Below are 18,897 nucleotides of genomic sequence, written 5' to 3'. Positions count from 1 at the left end.
AAGCGCCCGTTTGCCACTATCGCCCCGTACTGTCGAACCATGGCAGTCCCCGCACCCGCAGCCACCTCGGCCTACGACCCGGCGTCGGCCGACCGATGGGCCCCCGAACCCGACAAGCGCCCCGGCCGCACCGCCTTCCAGCGCGACCGCGCCCGCGTGCTGCACAGCGCCGCGCTGCGCAGACTCGCCGGCAAGACCCAGGTCGTCACCCCCGGCAACCCCAGCCAGATGTGGGACGCCAGCCCCCGCACCCGCCTCACCCACTCCCTCGAATGCGCCCAGGTCGGCCGGGAACTGGGCGCCGCACTCGGCTGCGACCCCGACCTCGTCGAGGCCGCCTGTCTCTCGCACGACCTCGGCCACCCGCCCTTCGGCCACAACGGCGAGCAGGCGCTGAACGAGTTCGCGGACGACTGCGGCGGTTTCGAGGGCAACGCCCAGTCGCTGCGCCTGCTCACCCGCATCGAGCCCAAGCGGTTCACCCCCGAGGGTTCCGTCGGCCTCAACCTCACCCGTGCCGCCCTGGACGCGGCCACCAAGTACCCCTGGCCGCGCGGCGCGCACCCCACCGACCCGGCGTCCCCGAAGTTCGGTGTGTACGAGGACGACCGCCCGGTCTTCGACTGGGTCCGCAAGGAGGCCCCCGGCACCCGCACCTGCTTCGAGGCGCAGGTCATGGACTGGTCCGACGACGTCGCCTACTCCGTGCACGACGTCGAGGACGGCCTGCACGCCGGCCATATCGACCCCAACTGCCTGCACGCCGAACCCGAACGGCGGGAGGTCTACGCGGTCGCCGTCGGCAGATACGTGCCGGCCGGCACCGACCCCGCCGAACTCGCCGCCGCCCTGGACCGGCTCCAGGACGAGGAGTGGTGGCCGCACGGCTACGACGGCACGGCGGCAGCCCAGGCCCGCCTCAAGGACGCCACCAGCCAGCTCATCGGCCGTTTCTGCCTGGCCGCGGAGGCCGCCACCCGCGCGACGTACGGCGCCGGCCGGCTCACCCGCTACGGCGCCGAACTCGTCGTACCGCGCGAGGCCCGGATGGAGTGCGCGGTGCTGAAGGCGATCGCGCACCGTTACGTCATGCAGCGGGCCGAACAGGAGCGGATCCGCGCCGAGCAGCGGGTCGTCGTCGCCGAACTCGCCGAGGCGCTGACCCGCCGCGCACCCGACGGCCTCGACCCGCAGTTCCGGGCGCTGTTCGACGCGGCCGGCGACGACCACGCCCGCAAGCGCGTGATCGTCGATCAGATCGCCTCGCTCACCGACGCCTCCGCGCGGTCGCTGCATGCGAGGCTGACGGGGCGTATGTGAATATTTCGTGACCCTCTGTGACTCTCCGTGGCCTGAACGGGTCATGATCGCGCCAGTGGGGGGCACTCCCTCTTCCCGCATCACGCTGTGTGCGGGAGGCTCACAGTGCGGCGCATGTGGGCGGCATATGTAGCGGCACCCTTACGAGGAGGCATCAAGTGGTCGACGCGGACCAGACATTCGTCATCGTCGGTGGCGGACTCGCCGGCGCGAAGGCGGCCGAGACGCTCCGAGCCGAGGGCTTCAGCGGCCGGGTGATACTGATCTGCGACGAACGCGACCACCCGTACGAGCGGCCGCCGCTGTCCAAGGGCTACCTGCTCGGCAAGGAGGAGCGCGACAGCGTCTTCGTGCACGAGCCCGCCTGGTACGCGCGCAACGACATCGAGCTGCACCTCGGCCAGACCGTGGACCGGATCGACCGCGCCGCCAAGACCGTCCGCTTCGGTGACGACGGCACGATCGTCCGCTACGACAAGCTGCTGCTCGTCACCGGCGCCGAGCCCCGCCGCCTCGACATTCCCGGTACCGACCTGGCCGGCGTCCACCACCTGCGCCGCCTCGCGCACGCGGAGCGCCTCAAGGGCGTCCTCGCCGCCCTCGGCCGGGACAACGGGCACCTCGTCATCGCGGGCGCCGGCTGGATCGGCCTGGAGATCGCGGCGGCGGCCCGGACGTACGGCGCCGAGGTCACCGTCATCGAGCACGGGCCGACCCCGCTGCACGGCGTACTCGGACCCGAGCTCGGCAATGTCTTCGCGCAGCTGCACCAGGAGCACGGGGTGCGGTTCCGGTTCGGCGTGCGGCTCACCGAGATCGTCGGGCAGGACGGCATGGTGCTCGCGGCCCGCACCGACGACGGCGAGGAGCACCCGGCGCACGACGTCCTCGCGGCGATCGGCGCGGCGCCCCGCACCGGCCTCGGCGAGGCGGCGGGGCTGGAGATCGCCGACCGTGCGCACGGCGGCGGCATCGTCGTCGACGAACGTCTGCGGACTTCCGACCCGGACATCTACGCGGCCGGTGACGTGGCGTCCTTCCCGCACGCCCTGTTCGGCACCCGACTGCGGGTCGAGCACTGGGCCAACGCGCTGAACGGCGGTCCGGCGGCGGCGCGCTCGATGCTGGGCGGCGAGCCGGCCTACGACCGGGTGCCCTACTTCTTCTCCGACCAGTACGACCTCGGCATGGAGTACAGCGGATGGGCACCGGCCGGGTCGTACGACGAGGTCGTCATCCGGGGGGACGCGGGGAAGCGGGAGTTCATCGCGTTCTGGCTGAAGGAGGGACGGGTGCTGGCCGGGATGAACGTGAACGTGTGGGATGTCACAGAGCCGATCCAGAAGCTGATCACTTCGAGGGCCGTGGTGGACGCGGAGGCCTTGGCGGACCCCAAGGTGCCGCTGGACAGCCTCGGCGCCTGAGGGGCTGCCGGGGGCCGTGGTGTCGCGGGTGCGGGGCCGGCGGGGTCGCTCGCGCGGTTCCTCCCCGAGCCTTCGGCCGGGGGTACCCCCGGCGCATCTTCGGGGCACGTCGGTGACCGTAGAATTCACCCGTGGCAGGACGGATCAATGACGAGGATGTGAAGGCGGTCCGGGACGCGGTCCCGATCGACGCCGTCGTGTCCGAGTACCTCCAGCTGCGCAACGCGGGCGGCGGGAACCTCAAGGGGCTCTGCCCGTTCCACGACGAGAAGTCGCCGTCCTTCCAGGTCAGCCCGAGCAAGGGACTCTTCCACTGCTTCGGCTGCCAGGAGGGCGGCGACACCCTCACGTTCGTCATGAAGATCGACCACCTCTCCTTCTCGGAGGCGGTCGAGCGGCTGGCCGGGCTGGCAGGCATCACGCTGCGTTACGAGGAGGGCGGGTACAACCCCTCCCACCAGCGCGGTGAGCGGATCCGGCTGGTCGAGGCGCACAAGATCGCCGCCGGCTGGTACGCGGAACAGCTCGCCACCAGCCCCGAGGCCGAGACCGGCCGGGTCTTCCTGGCCGAGCGCGGCTTCGACCAGGCCGCGGCCGTCCACTTCGGCGTCGGCTACAGCCCCCAGGGCTGGGACCACCTCACCCGCTATCTGCGCGGCAAGGGGTTCACCGACAAGGAGCTGCTGCTGTCGGGGCTGTCGCAGGAGGGGCGGCGCGGGCCCATCGACCGGTTCCGGGGGCGGCTGATGTGGCCGATCCGGGACATCGGCGGCGAGGTCGTCGGCTTCGGCGCCCGCAAGCTGTACGAGGCGGACAACGGCCCCAAGTACCTCAACACGCCCGACACCGCGATCTACAAGAAGTCCCAGGTCCTGTACGGCATCGACCTCGCCAAGCAGAGCATCGCGAAGTCCAGCCGCGCGGTCGTGGTCGAGGGCTACACCGACGTCATGGCCTGTCACCTGGCCGGGGTGACGACCGCGATCGCCACCTGCGGTACGGCCTTCGGCGGCGAGCACATCAAGATCCTGCGCCGGCTGCTGATGGACAACGGCAGCGCCCGGGTGATCTTCACCTTCGACGGTGACGCGGCCGGCCAGAAGGCCGCCCTGCGCGCCTTCGAGGACGACCAGAAGTTCGCCGCCGAGACGTACATCGCCATCGCGCCCGACGGCATGGACCCCTGCGAGCTGCGCCTGGCCAAGGGCGACGAGGCGGTCGCCGACCTGGCCGAACCCCGCACCCCGCTCTTCGAGTTCGCGCTCCGCCAGATCGTGGCCCGCTACGACCTGGACACCCCGGCGGGCCGCGCGGCCGCCCTGGACGAGGCGGCGCCGATCGTCGCCCGGATCAAGAACAGCGGTGCCCAGCACGAGGTCGCCGTGGAACTGGCCGGCATGCTCGGCATCCTCGACACCCAGTTCGTGGTCAAGAGGGTGGCGCAGCTGGCCCGTTGGGCACGGGACAAGGGCGGGCGGGGTGCCGCCCCGGCCCGCGGCCCGCAACAGCCGTCGTACGACACCGGCGGCTCGCGCCCGGCCGTCTCGGGCCCCGCCCTCAATCTGCGCAACGCGGTCTACGCCACTGAGCGTGAGCTGCTGAAACTCGCCCTCCAGCGGCCCGAGTTGGTCTCCCCGGCATTCGACGCGTACGGCGTCGACGAGTTCACCGCCGCCCCGTACGCGGCCGTACGGCAGGCCGTCATGGACGCCGGCGGCGCCGAGTACGGCGTGCAGGACCCGCAGGAGTACCTGGTCCGGGTCCGTGAGGTGGCGCCCGACGACGTGGTCCGTGCCATGGTCACGGAGCTCGCCGTCGAGGCGATCATGCGCCGCACGGTCGACGAGAACTACGCGGGCGAGCAACTGGTGACCGTCCGCCGCCGGGCCGTGGACCGCCGTATCCACGAGATCCAGATCACCCTCACCCGCCTCGGCAGCGGCGGTGACCCGGCTCAACTCGCCGCCGTACAGAACGAGTTGTGGGTGCTCCAGCAGTACGGTCAGGCGTTGCGCGAGCGCGGCGTCGCCGCCCTGTGAGCCGGAGCCGGCCCGCAGGATAACCACGCGGTCACGGACCGGACGCAAAAAGTCACCGCACGCCCCTCGTGGCGGCGATGTGTCGTACCCCACACTGGGGGCGGTGCCTGAGTCCTCGGAGCGCGGCCGGCCCGTCCCGGACGGGTCCCACACCCCCGCCGTTCCACTCATCGCGTACGGGACGGACAGCGGCGAGGCCGTCGTCTCCGCCCCCGAAGTACCGCTGCCGTACCCCCTGGCAGCGATCATCCTGGAGGTCGCCCCCGTGCAGACCCAGACCCTGACCCAGACCGACAGCACGCTCACGGACGAGCCGGAAGCCGACGCCGACGCCTACGCCGGCGTGCCGCCGCAGAGCCGGCTCGCGCTCCATCCCGAGACGGAGGCGGAGCCCAAGGAGGCCGAGGGCCCGGCCGTGGAGGAACTCGCGGCCGACGCCCCGGAGACCGAGCCGGAGCCGGAGCCCGCCGCCGCGCCCCGCGTCGACGCCGGCAGTCCCTCCTCGGACCTGTTCCGGCAGTACCTGCGCGAGATCGGCCGTATCCCGCTGCTCACCGCCGCCGAGGAGGTCGAACTCGCCCGCCGCGTCGAGGCCGGCCTGTTCGCCGAGGAGAAGCTGGGCGGCGCCCCGGACCTCGACAGCGAACTGGCCCTCGACCTCGACCGGCTGGTCGTCATGGGCCGCATGGCCAAGCGCCGGCTCATCGAGGCCAACCTGCGGCTCGTCGTCTCGGTCGCCAAGCGGTACGTCGGCCGCGGCCTGACCATGCTGGACCTCGTCCAGGAGGGAAACCTGGGCCTGATCCGTGCCGTCGAGAAGTTCGACTACGCCCGTGGCTACAAGTTCTCGACGTACGCGACCTGGTGGATCCGCCAGGCCATGTCCCGTGCCCTGGCGGACCAGGCCCGGACCATCCGGGTCCCCGTCCACGTCGTGGAACTCATCAACCGGGTGGTGCGCGTCCAGCGCCGGATGCTCCAGGAGCGGGGCTACGAGCCGACGCCGGAGGAGGTCGCCGCCCACCTCGACCTCGCCCCGGAGCGGGTCGGCGAGGTGCTCCGGCTCGCCCAGGAACCGGTCTCCCTGCACGCCCCGGTCGGCGAGGAGGACGACGTGGCCCTCGGCGACCTCATCGAGGACGGCGACGCGGCGAGCCCGGTGGAGTCGGCGGCGTTCCTGCTGCTGCGCGAGCACCTGGAGGCGGTGCTGTCGACGCTCGGAGAGCGGGAGCGGAAGGTCGTACAGCTGAGGTACGGCCTGGCCGACGGCCGCCCCCGGACGCTGGAGGAGATCGGGCGCATCTTCGGCGTCACACGGGAACGGATCCGGCAGATCGAGTCGAAGACGCTCAACAAGCTCCGGGACCACGCCTTCGCGGACCAGCTGAGGGGCTACCTGGACTGAGAACCGCCCACCCCGCCACCCTCGGCGGCCGGCCCTCCCCACGCCGGCAGCGTAGGGAGAACGGGGGTGGCCGATTCCCGTCAGACGATGGGATCCCGGCAGTAGGTGTCCGGCCACCGGGCCGGCCCGACGGCGGCAGCGGCCCCGCCCTCGGGGAGGGCGGGGCCGCCGTACCGTCCGCTCGGGTGCCGCCGCCGGTCAGTCCACCTCGGCCACCGCCTGCGCGAACTGCGCCTTGTACAGCCGCGCGTACGCCCCGTCGGCCGCCAGCAGCTCGGTGTGCGCGCCCTGTTCGACGATCGAGCCGTTCTCCATCACCAGGATGGTGTCGGCGTCGCGGATCGTCGACAGCCGGTGGGCGATGACGAACGAGGTGCGTCCGTGCGCCAGCTTGGCCATCGCCTTCTGGATCAGCACCTCGGTACGGGTGTCCACCGAGGACGTCGCCTCGTCCAGGACCAGGATCGTCGGGTCGGACAGGAACGCCCGCGCGATGGTGATGAGCTGCTTCTCACCCGCGCTGACGCCGGTGCCCTCGTCGTCGATCACCGTGTCGTAGCCCTCGGGGAGGGTCCGGACGAACCGGTCGGCGTGGGCCGCCCGCGCCGCCTCCTCGATCTCGCCCCGGGTGACCTCGCGCGAGGCACCGTAGGCGATGTTCTCCGCGATCGAGCCGCCGAACAGCCAGGTGTCCTGGAGCACCATGCCGATCCCGGCCCGGAGGTCGTCCCGGGACATGTGCGTGATGTCGACGCCGTCCAGGGTGATCCGGCCGCCGGAGACGTCGTAGAACCGCATCAGCAGGTTGACCAGGGTGGTCTTGCCGGCGCCGGTCGGGCCGACGATCGCCACCGTGTGGCCCGGTTCCACCGTCAGCGAGAGGTCCTCGATGAGCGGCTTCTCCGGGTCGTACCGGAACGACACGTGCTCCAGCGCCACCCGCCCGCGCAGCTCCGCCGGACGCTCGCCCGGCACCGGGTCGGCCTCCTGCTCCTCCGCGTCGAGGAGTTCGAAGATCCGCTCGGCCGACGCGACCCCCGACTGCACCAGGTTGGCCATCGAGGCGACCTGGGTCAGCGGCATCGAGAACTGCCGGGAGTACTGGATGAACGCCTGGACGTCACCGATGGACAGCGCACCCGAGGCCACCCGCAGACCGCCGACGACCGCCACCAGAACATAGTTCAGGTTGGACACGAACATCATCAGCGGCTGCATCACCCCGCTGTTGAACTGCGCCTTGAACCCGGCCTCGTACAGTGCGTCGTTCTGCTCGGCGAACTGCTGCGCCGACTCCTGCTGCCGGCCGAAGACCTTCACCAGGGTGTGCCCGGTGTACATCTCCTCGACGTGGGCGTTGAGCTTGCCGGTGGTGCGCCACTGCTGCACGAAGTGCGGCTGTGAGCGCTTGCCGATGCGGGTGGCGACGAGGAACGACAGCGGCACGGTGGCCAGGGCCACCAGCGCCAGGATCCAGGACACCCAGAACATCACCGCGAGCACGCCGATGATGGTGAGCAGCGAGTTGATGAGCTGGCCCATCGACTGCTGCAGCGTCTGGCCGATGTTGTCGATGTCGTTGGTCGCCCGGGAGAGCACCTCGCCGCGCTGCCGCTTGTCGAAGTACGACAGCGGGAGCCGCGACAGCTTCCCCTGGACGTCCTCGCGCAGCCGGTACATCGTGCGGTTGACGGACCGGTTGACCAGCCGGGTCGCCACCGCCATCAGCAGGCCGGCGACGACGTAGGTGCCGAGCGCGAACAGCAGGACGTCGCCGACCTGGCCGAAGTCGATGCCCTTGCCGGGCGTGAAGTCGGTGCTCCCCAGCATGTCGGCGACGGCCCCCTGGCCCCGCTCGTGCATCCCCTGGAGCACCTGTTCCTTGGTGGCGCCGGCCGGCATCTGCTCGCCGATGACGCCGGCGAACACCAGGTCGGTGGCGCGGCCCAGGATCTTGGGGCCGATCACGCTGAGGGTGACGCTCGCGACCACACAGAACAGCAGCACGTAGATCGTGAGCTGTTCGGGCCTGAACCGGGCGAGAAGCCGTTTGCCCGAGTTCTTGAAGTCCATCGAGCGCTGGTCGGGGCCGCTCCCGGCCATCATGCGTCCCATGGGCCCGGCCATCAGGCGGCCTCCGCTTCCGTCAGCTGGGAGAGCACGATCTCCCGGTAGGTCTCGTTGCCGGCCATCAGTTCGTGGTGGCGGCCGGTGCCGACGACCCGTCCCTCGTCGAGGACGACGATCCGGTCGGCCTCCCTGATGGTCGCCACCCGCTGGGCGACGATGACGACGGTCGCCTCGGCCGTCTCCGCCGCGAGCGCGGCGCGCAGGGCCGCGTCGGTCGCGTAGTCGAGGGCGGAGAAGGAGTCGTCGAAGAGGTAGATCTCCGGGCGCTGCACGAGCGTGCGGGCGATGGCCAGACGCTGCCGCTGGCCGCCGGAGACGTTCGTACCGCCCTGGGCGATGGGCGCGTTCAGGCCGCCCTCCAGCTCCGCCACGAAGCCCTTGGCCTGCGCCACCTCCAGCGCGTGCCACAACTCCTCGTCGGTGGCGTCCGGGTTGCCGTACCGCAGGTTGGTCGCCACCGTTCCGGCGAACAGGTACGGCTTCTGCGGGACCATGCCGACGGTCTGCGCGAGCAGCTTCGGATCGAGGCCCGAGACGTCCTCGCCGTCCACGAGGACCTGGCCGTCCGTGGCGTCGAAGAGACGCGCGACCAGCCCGAGCAGGGTGGACTTGCCGCTTCCGGTGGAGCCGATCACGGCGGTCACCTCGCCGGGCCGGGCCACCAGGTCGACGGCCTTGAGCACCGGCTCCTCGGCACCCGGATAGCGGAAGCCCGCGCCCCGGATCTCCAGGTGCCCGTGCCGGCGCAGCTCGGTGACCGGCGCGAGCGGCGGGACGACGCTGGACTCGGTGTCCAGCACCTCCTCGATGCGCTCGGCGCAGACCTCGGCGCGCGGCACCATCATGAACATGAAGGTGGCCATCATCACGGACATCACGATCTGCATCAGGTAGGCGAGGAACGCCGTCAGGTCGCCGATCGCCATGTCACCGCTGGCGATGCGGTGGGCGCCGAACCAGACCACGGCGATCGACGACACGTTCACCGTCGTCATGACGATGGGGAACATCAGCGCCAGCATGTTGCCGGTGGCCAGCTGCATCTCGGTGAGGTCCTTGTTGGACTTCCCGAACCGGCCCTGCTCGTACTCGTCGCGGACGAACGCGCGGATCACCCGGTTGCCGGTGATCTGCTCGCGCAGCACCCGGTTCACCGTGTCGAGGCGCACCTGCATGGCCCGGAACAGCGGACGCAGCCGGCGCACGATCAGGGTCACCGAGACACCGAGCACGGGGACGACGGCGACCAGTACCCCGGACAGCGGGACGTCCAGGCCGAGGGCGAGCACGATGCCCCCGACACACATGATGGGCGCCGACACCATCAGCGTGAACGTCATCAGGACCAGCATCTGGACCTGCTGTACGTCGTTGGTCGTACGGGTGATGAGAGAGGGCGCTCCGAAGTGACCCACCTCACGTGAGGAGAAGGACTGCACCCGGTCGAAGACGGCGGCGCGCACATCCCGGCCGAGCGCCGACGCGGTCCTGGCGCCGTAGTAGACGGCACCGATGTTGCACACCACCTGCGCGAGCGAGATGCCGATCATCAGGGCGCCGAACGACAGGATGTAGTCCGTGTCACCCTTCACGACCCCGTTGTCGATGATGTGTGCGTTGAGCGTGGGCAGGTAGAGAGTGGCGCAGGTCTGCAGCAGCTGCAGCAGCACCAGGATCGAGATGGGTTTCCTGTAGGGCCTGAGATAGGTCCGCAGAAGTCGTATGAGCACGCTACGTCTCTCGGAGTCGGCGGTGGGGGCGGGTTCGCTTGCCCGGATGGCGGGATCGCTTGCCCTAGGCCCCTATCGTCCGACACTCCACCCGCGTTACCTCAACCCATTAACCCGGCAGCGGACGGGCGCTTCGCGGTGTTAAGCGCGGAACGCCCCGGGATGGGTCTGCTCCCGCACCGACACGAACTGCTGCCGCACCGCCTGCCCGACGGCCAGCTCGTCCCCGGGCTCCAGCACCTGGGCCGCGGCCCCCTGCCAGACGGGCGGGGTGCGCGGATCCAGGGTCCCCTGCGAGACCCCGAGCGCCCAGGCCGCCTGCCGGGCCGCCCCGATCGCCGCGTAGTCCGCCGGCTGCGGTACGACGACCTGCGCGCCGAACAGCATCGGTGCCGCCGCCTGTACGGCCGGCAGCTCGGCGGCCTGTCCCAGCAGGAAGATCCGCCGCACCTCCACACCCCGGCCGCGCAGTACGTCCAGCGCGTCGGCGAGCCCGCACAGCATGCCCTCGAAGGCGGCCCGCGCGAGGTGTTCGGCCTTCATCGACTCCCGGCGCAGCCCGGCCAGCGTCCCGGCGGTGTGCGGCAGGTTCGGGGTCCGCTCGCCCTCCAGGTACGGCAGCATGACCAGCCCGTGCGAGCCGGGCGTCGACTTCATCGCCAGGTCGGAGAGGCCCTCCAGATCGGACAGCCCGAGCAGTTCGGCGGTCCCGCGCAGGGTCCGTACGGCGTTCAGGGTGGTCACCACCGGCAGGTGCATCCCGGTGGCGTCGGCGAGCGAGGTGATCATCCCGGAGGTGTCGGCGAGCGCCTCCGGGTGCACGGCCATCACCGACCCGGACGCGCCCAGGGACACCACGGCGTCCCCGAAGCCCAGCCCCAGTCCGAAGGCGGCGGCCATGGTCTCGCCGGTCCCCGCGGAGATCAGCAGTCCCTCCGGAGTCGTACCGGCCGCGTCCGAGGGCCCGATCACCTCGGGCAGCATGGCCTGATGGCCGAGGGCCAGTTCGACGAGGTCGGGACGGTAGCCGCCGGTGGCGGCCGACCAGTACCCGGTCCCGGAGGCGCCGCCGCGATCGGTGGTCCTCCTGACCGGCCGCCCCAGCAGTTGCCACACCAGCCAGTCGTGGGCCTGCAGCAGTCCGGCGGTCCGCCGGGCGTTCTCCTGCTCGGCCTTCGCCAGCCAGCGCAGCTTGGTCACCGGCTGCGCGGCCTGCGGCACGCACCCCACCGCCTGCGCCCAGGCCTCCCGGCCGCCGAGCGCGTCGATGAGATCGGCCGCCGCGACCTGGGCGCGGCGGTCGCCGCCGACGATCGCCGGGCGGACGGTGTTGCCCTGGGCGTCCAGCGGGATCAGCGCGTTCTGCTGCGCGGAGACGCCGATGGCCTGCACGCCCTCCAGGAGCCCGCCGCCGGCGGCCTCGCCGAGCGAGAGCAGCCAGGCCTGCGGATCGACATCGCTGGGGCGTGCCGCGCCGTCCGGCGTGTCGAGCGGGTGCGGTGCGTATCCCTGGCGGAGCACCGCACCCGTGTCCGTGTCGCAGACCACGATGCGAGTGAAATCCGGTGAGCTGTCCAACCCGGCGACTATCCCCATGGCGGGAATTCTGCCCCACGCGCCGCCGTGGTTCGGCCGAGGGCGCCGCCCGCGTTCGCGGGGACCGGCGGGTGCGGACGTGCCGAGACCGGCCGGCCGGTGCCCGGCGCCCCTCGGGTCCGCCGCCCCGACGGCGTTACGTGTTGCTGGTGCCCCAGTCGTCCGCCGCTGCTCCGTTGGGGTTGCGTTCGCGCAGGGCGCGGACCCGGGCGGCCACCGAGTCGGGCACGTGGTCCCCGACCTTCGCGCCGACCGAGTGGAACGCCTTGCCCGCGTAGAGCCGGCCCTGCTGGGCGGCGGTCTCGGCGGTGTTGCGGACCGCCGGGTTCTGGGCGACCTGGCGGGCGGACTTCTTCAGCTGCTCGTATCGCTCGCGTCCGGCCCTGGTACCCAGCACGTAGCCAAGAGCGAGCCCGGCGACGAACGTGAGCTTGTAGCGCATGGCGGCCACCCTTCCCTCGGGGGGAGTCTCGTCGGGGAGTACCGATTGGCGGAGCACCCCCCTGCTTGCGCTAATGTATGTGTCGCAGCGAGCGGGCGCCCCCTGGCGAATACCCAGGTAGGTACGTTCGATGCAACGAGGCATTCCTCCGTAGCTCAATTGGCAGAGCAGCCGGCTGTTAACCGGCAGGTTACTGGTTCGAGTCCAGTCGGGGGAGCTCGGTCCTCCGTAGCTCAATTGGCAGAGCAGCCGGCTGTTAACCGGCAGGTTACTGGTTCGAGTCCAGTCGGGGGAGCATGCTGAACGAGGACCCCTGCGGGGGTCCTTTTTCATGTCCGTTGCGAGTCCGCGGGAACCGCTGGGCCTGCGCCGATGTCCTCAAGGTCGTGAGCATCGCGGAAGCCGACCATCCGAAGCAGGAGATCGTATGAGCGGCTATGCTGCGGCAGACGGCGCGCACACTTGTACGCGACACGCCGCTATGGGGCGGTAGCTCAGCCGGTTAGAGCAGCGGACTCATAATCCGTCGGCCGTGGGTTCGAGTCCCACCCGCCCCACCATCGCAGGTCTCTGAGCTGCGGAAACGTTCATTTTCGGGTGTCGGAGCGTCAACTTTGCCTGAACGGACTGAATCCGCTGCTCGCGGGTTCGGTGTCGTAGCCGGCCGAGCTGGCCTGACCTGCGGAGATGCGCTGGCGTCCCGGTTCGGGAAGTCGCCGGGTGCGGCTGACGCGGGCGGTTGGAAAACGAATTCGGGACGCTCGCAGGACGCAAGGAGGCGGAAGCCGCTGTTCCGTTGCGTGTCTTCGACGCCTGCCAGGGGTGGGCCGGGGCATCGGAACGGCGGGTGGCAGGACGTTGTGTCTGGGTTTCCTGATCACAGAGCCGCTGCTGAGGTCGGTCCGGAGCGGGGGTACAGCCCGTACCGGACACGGTCCGGAGACTTCTCGATGAGTCGTGCCACGGGGCTCGAGTCGTGGCGGCGAGGTACGTCGAGGTTGCGGTCCCCGCGCGGCGACCGCTCTCGTGGCGGCGCTCCGCGCCCTCGGCTTCGACACATCCAAGGGGCTCCTGCAGATGGGGGCCAGGGCCCGTCCCGTCAGCGGAGATGGCCCCGGACAGGCCCTGGCGTGTTCGGGGGTCACGGGTTGCGGGGGAGAGCACCTGGGGACGATCCCGTCGCCGTCCGTCGGTTCGGGCGCAGCAGGGCCGCGGTGTCCGGCTGAAGCGGTCCATCCGTGCTCAGTGGTTCTGCGGTGCCCCGCGTGTGCGGGACCGATCTGCTGATCGGGATCTATCCAGCCGGGTGCAACACCGGTATGACGCCCGCACAAGCCCGCCCGCGACGTCTGCGACGGCGAGAAGGGCACCACCCCGGCCGGGTGCGTGACGCCTTCGCGTACCCGCTTGCCGGCCCGGTAGGCGGACTGGCGGCACGCGGGCCGGCAGTGGAGGGAGTCACGGCGGCGACCATGCCTGTTTTCGACAGGGTGTTGGTGTCTCGGAGCCACTCGGCAGCGAGATCGGGAGCCGCCGTATGGACACCGGAATCGAGAGAGGCGTCTCTTGAGCGGGTGTGACATGCCGCCGTTGGCGTAATCGGCTCGTCGGGTCGGTCGGCCGCGTCAGGCGGTGCGGATTGGCGGTCGTATCAGGAGTCCGTGTGCACCGATCACGTGATTGGGCCTTCCAGCGGATCCGTCAAGGGCGGGGGCGGCTGTGACGGCAGGAGAGCCGCAGCCCGAGAAGGGCGCGGCGGACCGGTCGGAAGGATTCGGTGAGCGGCTGCTGGGCGTGTTGCTGGACCGGGCCCACGAGATGCCGCCGCATCTGATCGCCCCGCTGATCGTGGACGTGGTGGGCCGGGTCGGGGGCCGTGACGTCTCGGTCCTCCTGCAGGACTACGAACAACTGATGCTGGTGCCGCTTCCGGGTAGGCGGCTGACCGTCGGCGAGCGCGCGCCCGTTGACGGCTCCCCCGCCGGCAGGGCCTTCCGGAGCGGAACCCCCGTCGAGGTGCCGCAGGCAGACGGCGTACGGATCCACCTGCCGTTGCTGGACGGCAGCGACCAGGTGGGGGGTGCTGGCGCTCACCCTGGACACCGTCGACGACGACCGGCGGCTGCTGCACCGACTGGCCTGCCTGGCCGCCCACATGCTGGTCACCAAGAACAGCTACACCGACCAGTTCTTCCAGACCCGACGGCGCGAGCCGATGAGCGTGGCCGCGGAGATCCAGTGGTCCCTGCTGCCCCCGCTGTCGATGTCCACCCCGCAGGTCGCGGTGGCCGGCATCCTCGAACCCGCCTACGAGGTCGCGGGCGACAGCTTCGACTACGCCCTCAACGACGACATCCTGCACGTCGCCACGGTCGATGCGATGGGCCACGGCCTGGAAGCCGCCACCATGGCGACCGTCGCCATCGGCGCCTACCGGCACGCCCGGCGTACCGCCGTCGGGCTGTCCGGGATCTACGCGTTCATGGACCGGGCCATCGCCGGGCAGTTCGGGCCCGAGCACTTCGTCACCGCACAGATGATGCGCCTGAACGTCGCGACAGGCCGACTGCAATGGGTCAACGCCGGTCACCCCGCGCCGCTCCTGATTCGCGACCACCAGGTCGTACGGCAACTGCACAGCCCCACCACCTTGCCGGTCGGCTTCGGCGGCGACGAGCCCCAGCTCAGCGAGCAGACGCTCCAGGTCGGAGACCGGGTGCTGTGCTTCACCGACGGCCTGATCGAGGAGCACGACGCCCGCGGCGAGCAGTTCGGCGAGGAGCAACTCATCGCCTGGGTCAACCGCATCGAGCACGCCGAGGAAGGGGTTCGGGCGGTGGTGCGCTCCCTTTCCCGCACCCTGATCCGGGAGCGAGGCGGGATCACCAGCGACGACGCGACCCTCTTCCTGATCGAGTGGCGCGGGGGTGCCGCCGACCACCTTGCCACCCTGTCATGAGGTGTCTTCGAACTTGACGGGGTGTCAGCCACGGCGGACCTCCCGTGAACCTTGGCGGACGGTCGAACGGCCCTGGCCGGCCGGATCGCGGCGAGGCGGCCGGCGGGCGCGCGTCGGCGGCGCCCCCCACCTGCTTCGCAGACCCGGAACGAGCCGATACCGCCCGACAGGTGGTGCGCCGCCGGCGATGGCTCCGGCATCTCACGCGAGAAAGCCGCGAGGTCTATCGTGAAGGTATGAGCGTGTTCATCAAACTGGTGGAGAACCGGCCCCCCAAGGAATACGCGGAGCCGGCGGCAGCAGATATCTCCTACGACGACATCACCGAAGGTGAGTCGCCCGCCACATACGAGTACGACCTGCTTCCGAGCGGCGCATTGCGGATCCTCAGGGTGACCAAAGGCGAAGCCGCCGTCGTCGAATCGATCTACGCCCCCGGACTCTGGTTCCGTGTCCGGGGGCAGTGGCGCATCAATGCGGAATAGCAAGCCCCTTGCCGACGGTTGCGCGCGTACCGGCTTCTGGGCCCGGTCGTCGGTACTCGAGGTCCGAGCAGAATGTGCTCATGCTTCGCGTCATCCTAAGGAATCGCGTCGGAAACTACCTTGCAGGGGTACCATGGATGGTGGGTTGCGCACTCTCACGTGTTGCGCCTGAAAGGACGGCCCCGGCGGTTTCACCGGGGCCGTTTGGGGGATCACGCCGAGCGTGCCGGTGCGGTCACGACTCGGCGTAGAACCACTCGGTCCCGGCCGGCGCCGTGAGGCTGGTGAGGTACTTCGACTGCGCCGCTGTGGCCGGCACGGGACCCCTACCAGCCCGTAGGAGCCGGTCCTGCTCCGGGGCAGCACGGTAGACCCGGCAGGGATGGCATGGGCGGCGAGCCAGGCCTGCCCGCGCCCGCAGTGGGCGGCGTCGCCGATCCCGACACCGCCGCGGTGTCCCACCGGGCCCGGCCCCCGACAGAGGTCGTCACGCTCACGGTGCGCGGGGAACCGGAAAGAAAACCCGTGCTGCGGCCAGCCACCGGGCGCCCCCCCCGGCCACAGGTGTCACGCACGGTCATTCTCATGAACGGTCATCTGCGAGAGTTCTGCGAGAGCCGGGAAGTGATCACATTTTCCGCGGGCCGCCGTTCGCGAAAGTCCTCTCGAAACCGACATGTTGTGCGAGGTGCTTCTGGGAGACTGCCGCCATGGATCTCCCGCCGGTCAGGCCGCATTGGCGGTAGAGCGTCACAACTGACCGAACCGTGTTCTTCGCCGTCCTCACCGTCGCCGGTCAGATCGAGCGCAACTGCATTCGGAGAAGAACCTCGAAAGGCCGGGTCACCTCAGCGGCCAAAGGAAACCACGGCGGACACCCCAAGATCATCGACGACGACATGCTCATTGCGAAGAAGCTCACCCTCAAGACCGGGAAGAACGCGGGCAAGAACCCCTCGGTCGGCCAACGACCTGGTCCTATTCAGGTTTGGGTGTGGTGGCGATGAGGATCTGAGCGGCCTCGGTGATGTTGTCGGCGCGGACGGCGCGGGCCATCGCCTCGCGGGCGGCGTCGGCGGTGGTGTCCGGGGGAACCACCAACAGGGCGAAGTGGTCGTTGTGGCCCCGGGTGATGAGGACGGTGTTGTCGCCGACCGGGTCGGAGTCGAGGTGCACGACCTGGTCGTCGATGACCAGGCGAGTCGGGAGGCCGTTCCAGGCGGCCGCGTCCACGCCCACGCGGGTGATCGGTCCAAGATGCCCGGTCAACACGCTGATCAGCGCGGGCAGCTCGGTCTCGATGTCGCGGGTACGGGGCCACCACGCGCCGTCCAGGAGTCCCTCCCGGGACCGCGTGGTCTCCAGCCGCAGCAGGGCCGTACCCGGTTCGACCGCCTGGTGGATCGCGTCCGGCAGCAGCAGCCGGGGCGGGTGGGGAAGGTCGGTGTCAGCCATGTGAGTCTGCCCGTCTCTGGGGTGCGGCGGTGCGTCGTCGCAGTTCGCGGCCGACGCCGGTGCCTGCCCCCGACGTGCACGAGCCCGCCGTCGTTTCACGATACTCCCGCCGCCCGATCCGGCATCCGCCGGAAAATACCTGGTCACGGCGGTCAAGGTTCGCCGAACAGGCGTACAGTGAAAGCACCGGAGGTACTTCGCACACCGGCTTTCACGCGGGTGTCATCTCCGGCGAACACGAAAAACCGGGCTGCCGACGGGCAGCCCGGGGGCAGGTCCGCATCATGACCACGACCCTCGACCGGACCGCGCCCCGCGACCTCGCCGCAGAGCTTCCGGCACGCTTGTCCCTCACCCCGAAGACCACGCTCGCCGGCCAGCTGGACGGGGCCTGGTGGCCCTACTCCCGCGACCTCGAAGCCGAGCTTCCACGGCTCGCCGCCGCCCTGGAGATTCCCTGGGGCCGCATCACGCGCGTGACCGTGAACCCCACCCGCTGGCCCGTCGTGCCGCACACGGTTGCTGTTGGCGGGCGCATGCTGCACGTGGGCTGGTTCACAGAACAGGACCCCGACAAGCTCATCCTGCTCTCCTACACCGTCGGGCGCTGGGACCTCCTCGTCGTCCCGCCCGAGACCGCACCCGCGGCCGCGGCCCGGCTGATGTCCGCCGCAGCGATCCCGGGCAGCGTCCTCACCGCGGGCGTCCTGATGAGCAACGAGGCCGTCATGGGGCGCGGCATCCGTGACGCCGTGCTCCGGGAGGCCACCTGGGAGGGCGAAGGCGGGGCCTGCATGTCCCCCTTCGGGGTGCCAATGCGGCGAAGGGCCCTCCCACTGTCCGGAAACGGCCGGAGGTGACAGTCATCGCGGTGATCGTCCTCGCGATCGGTATCGGGATGCGCCCGATCCACCTGCTCAATGCCCAGCACGGCGCACGGATCGCGGCCTACCACTTCAGCGACCCCCCCTGCCGGGACCTCCCGGCTTCTCGCCCACCCCGAAGGGAACACGCCCACGTGAAGTACATCGAGACCCAGACACCGGCATCGCTCGGGCACGCCGAGGTACGGATCATCGCGCACACGCCCCAAGCCGCCCGAGCGGTCGCGGAGGCGCTTCGCCACTGCTTCGCCGGAGCGGAACAGCGCAGCTATCCCGGCCCGGACGGCGCCACCCGCCTCCACCTCACCGTGGACACGGCAACACCCGCCGGCCCCGCCCGCTCCTGGCTGGCCGCCAGCCGGAGCTCCGTCGGCACCGGCGCCCACGCCGACGAGACCTGAGAGCCCCCACGGGCCCCGGAACCCGCCCCGCACAGGGAAGGACGCGGTCACCGCCTCGTCGTGCCAGGGGCCAGTGGTACAGCCGTTGGCGCCAGGCATTTGATCTTGGGGATTCGGAGACCGGACTGGAGCACTGGCTACCCACCCGCCAGGCCCTTCACGTGTGCGCGAGGGCCTTCGGTCGTGTTCTTCCTCCTCGGCCTTCGTGTGCCGGATTTCCCTGCGCTCCGGTGATCCCCGCGCGCTTGGGGGACGATCCACCTGCCCTGCAAGGGTCGGAAGACACTGACAAGGGCTGAGAAGGGGGGAGATGTCAAATCCCGTCTGAGCTGGGAAGACGGCCAAGATTGGCATCGATCGACAAGGATCGCCAAGATCCCCGATGGACCCGTATTCCGTCGGCCGCGGGTTCGAGTCCCACCACCCGCCACACTGCGCAGGGCTTTGACCTGGGGAGACGTTTCATCTGGCGTGCGGATGCAGGACTTTGAGCTGCGAGGCTGGATCCGCTGCTCGTGAGTTCAACTCTGGGGCCGTCAGTGTGTGTTGGGATCGCTTCGACCTGCGCAGACGTATCGGCCTGTGGCCGGAGAATGGCGTCGTGGGTGGGCTGTGCGAGCGTCTGGA

Annotated in this window: 13 protein-coding genes, 3 tRNA genes and 1 pseudogene; 12 read left to right on the top strand and 5 right to left on the bottom strand. The window is 70.4% G+C overall.

All coding sequences use genetic code 11. The annotated features are described in order from the left end of the window. The first annotated feature begins 39 nt into the window (after positions 1–39). From ACFXI4_RS03515 to ACFXI4_RS03500, 4 genes are all read left to right on the top strand, one after another. Positions 40–1,320, top strand: coding sequence for a deoxyguanosinetriphosphate triphosphohydrolase (locus tag ACFXI4_RS03515; protein ID WP_362714924.1), 1,281 nt, complete (start codon positions 40–42; stop codon positions 1,318–1,320). A 158-nt stretch (positions 1,321–1,478) separates the two neighbouring features. Continuing rightward, positions 1,479–2,744, top strand: a complete 1,266-nt coding sequence (locus tag ACFXI4_RS03510; protein ID WP_384987774.1) for an NAD(P)/FAD-dependent oxidoreductase — start codon at positions 1,479–1,481, stop codon at positions 2,742–2,744. Between the two features lie 131 nt (positions 2,745–2,875). Beyond that, positions 2,876–4,783, top strand: a complete 1,908-nt coding sequence (gene dnaG / locus ACFXI4_RS03505) for a DNA primase (protein WP_384987772.1) — start codon at positions 2,876–2,878, stop codon at positions 4,781–4,783. Positions 4,784–4,886: 103 nt separating this feature from the next. Further along, a complete protein-coding gene (locus tag ACFXI4_RS03500; protein WP_362714933.1) occupies positions 4,887–6,188 on the top strand; it encodes an RNA polymerase sigma factor in 1,302 nt (433 codons plus the stop codon). Between the two features lie 198 nt (positions 6,189–6,386). Here ACFXI4_RS03500 and ACFXI4_RS03495 read toward each other — a convergent pair whose 3' ends face one another. The 4 genes from ACFXI4_RS03495 to ACFXI4_RS03480 all read right to left on the bottom strand — a co-directional run bounded on the left by ACFXI4_RS03495 (position 6,387) and on the right by ACFXI4_RS03480 (position 12,086). Next, the gene (locus ACFXI4_RS03495) at positions 6,387–8,315 is read right to left on the bottom strand and encodes an ABC transporter ATP-binding protein (protein WP_384987770.1); all 1,929 of its coding nucleotides are present in this window, start codon (positions 8,313–8,315) and stop codon (positions 6,387–6,389) included. After that, complete coding sequence (locus ACFXI4_RS03490) at positions 8,315–10,048, bottom strand: ABC transporter ATP-binding protein (RefSeq protein WP_384987768.1); 1,734 nt, start codon at positions 10,046–10,048, stop codon at positions 8,315–8,317. The genes ACFXI4_RS03495 and ACFXI4_RS03490 overlap by 1 nt, the downstream gene beginning before the upstream one ends. A 141-nt stretch (positions 10,049–10,189) precedes the next feature. Continuing rightward, entirely contained in the window at positions 10,190–11,644 is a 1,455-nt protein-coding gene (locus ACFXI4_RS03485; protein WP_384987766.1) for an FGGY family carbohydrate kinase, read from the bottom strand. A 136-nt stretch (positions 11,645–11,780) separates the two neighbouring features. Further along, a complete protein-coding gene (locus tag ACFXI4_RS03480; RefSeq protein WP_362716729.1) occupies positions 11,781–12,086 on the bottom strand; it encodes a YtxH domain-containing protein in 306 nt (101 codons plus the stop codon). Positions 12,087–12,230: 144 nt separating this feature from the next. Between ACFXI4_RS03480 and ACFXI4_RS03475 the strand changes: the two genes are divergently transcribed. The 6 genes and pseudogenes from ACFXI4_RS03475 (at position 12,231) to ACFXI4_RS03450 (ending at position 16,537) form a co-directional block, all read left to right on the top strand. After that, positions 12,231–12,303, top strand: a tRNA-Asn gene (locus ACFXI4_RS03475). 5 nt (positions 12,304–12,308) lie between these two features. Then, positions 12,309–12,381, top strand: a tRNA-Asn gene (locus ACFXI4_RS03470). 188 nt (positions 12,382–12,569) lie between these two features. Continuing rightward, positions 12,570–12,646: transfer RNA gene (locus tag ACFXI4_RS03465), tRNA-Ile, on the top strand. Between the two features lie 1,159 nt (positions 12,647–13,805). Next, a pseudogene (locus ACFXI4_RS03460) lies at positions 13,806–15,045 on the top strand (PP2C family protein-serine/threonine phosphatase). Positions 15,046–15,281: 236 nt separating this feature from the next. Beyond that, positions 15,282–15,530: a hypothetical protein gene (locus ACFXI4_RS03455; protein ID WP_362716723.1), complete on the top strand. Its 249-nt coding sequence runs from the start codon at positions 15,282–15,284 to the stop codon at positions 15,528–15,530. A 767-nt stretch (positions 15,531–16,297) separates the two neighbouring features. Further along, entirely contained in the window at positions 16,298–16,537 is a 240-nt protein-coding gene (locus ACFXI4_RS03450) for a hypothetical protein (RefSeq protein WP_384987764.1), read from the top strand. On the opposite strand, the gene ACFXI4_RS03445 is transcribed toward ACFXI4_RS03450, so the two are convergent. Further along, positions 16,509–16,985, bottom strand: a complete 477-nt coding sequence (locus ACFXI4_RS03445) for a DUF5994 family protein (RefSeq protein WP_384987762.1) — start codon at positions 16,983–16,985, stop codon at positions 16,509–16,511. The two genes, ACFXI4_RS03450 and ACFXI4_RS03445, sit on opposite strands and share 29 nt — an antisense overlap. Before the next feature lie 284 nt (positions 16,986–17,269). Here ACFXI4_RS03445 and ACFXI4_RS03440 point away from each other — a divergent pair, with 284 nt between their 5' ends. After that, positions 17,270–17,845: a DUF5994 family protein gene (locus tag ACFXI4_RS03440; protein ID WP_384987760.1), complete on the top strand. Its 576-nt coding sequence runs from the start codon at positions 17,270–17,272 to the stop codon at positions 17,843–17,845. A 167-nt stretch (positions 17,846–18,012) separates the two neighbouring features. Next, the gene (locus tag ACFXI4_RS03435) at positions 18,013–18,270 is read left to right on the top strand and encodes a hypothetical protein (RefSeq protein WP_384987905.1); all 258 of its coding nucleotides are present in this window, start codon (positions 18,013–18,015) and stop codon (positions 18,268–18,270) included. Positions 18,271–18,897 lie beyond the last annotated feature (627 nt).

The sequence above is a fragment of the Streptomyces sp. NPDC059224 genome, from assembly GCF_042754285.1.
Taxonomy (GTDB): Bacteria; Actinomycetota; Actinomycetes; order Streptomycetales; family Streptomycetaceae; genus Streptomyces.
The sequence above is the reverse complement of the archived record's forward strand: the minus strand, read 5'-3'. Positions and strand labels throughout refer to the sequence as shown.

Bases quoted from the DNA above. Each gene is read 5' to 3' on its own strand.
- ACFXI4_RS03455 (WP_362716723.1), top strand. From the start codon at position 15,282: ATGAGCGTGTTCATCAAACTGGTGGAGAACCGGCCCCCCAAGGAATAC.
- ACFXI4_RS03445 (WP_384987762.1), bottom strand. From the start codon at position 16,985: ATGGCTGACACCGACCTTCCCCACCCGCCCCGGCTGCTGCTGCCGGAC.
- ACFXI4_RS03485 (WP_384987766.1), bottom strand. From the start codon at position 11,644: ATGGGGATAGTCGCCGGGTTGGACAGCTCACCGGATTTCACTCGCATC.
- ACFXI4_RS03480 (WP_362716729.1), bottom strand. From the start codon at position 12,086: ATGCGCTACAAGCTCACGTTCGTCGCCGGGCTCGCTCTTGGCTACGTG.
- ACFXI4_RS03495 (WP_384987770.1), bottom strand. From the start codon at position 8,315: ATGGCCGGGCCCATGGGACGCATGATGGCCGGGAGCGGCCCCGACCAG.
- ACFXI4_RS03515 (WP_362714924.1), top strand. From the start codon at position 40: ATGGCAGTCCCCGCACCCGCAGCCACCTCGGCCTACGACCCGGCGTCG.
- ACFXI4_RS03440 (WP_384987760.1), top strand. From the start codon at position 17,270: ATGACCACGACCCTCGACCGGACCGCGCCCCGCGACCTCGCCGCAGAG.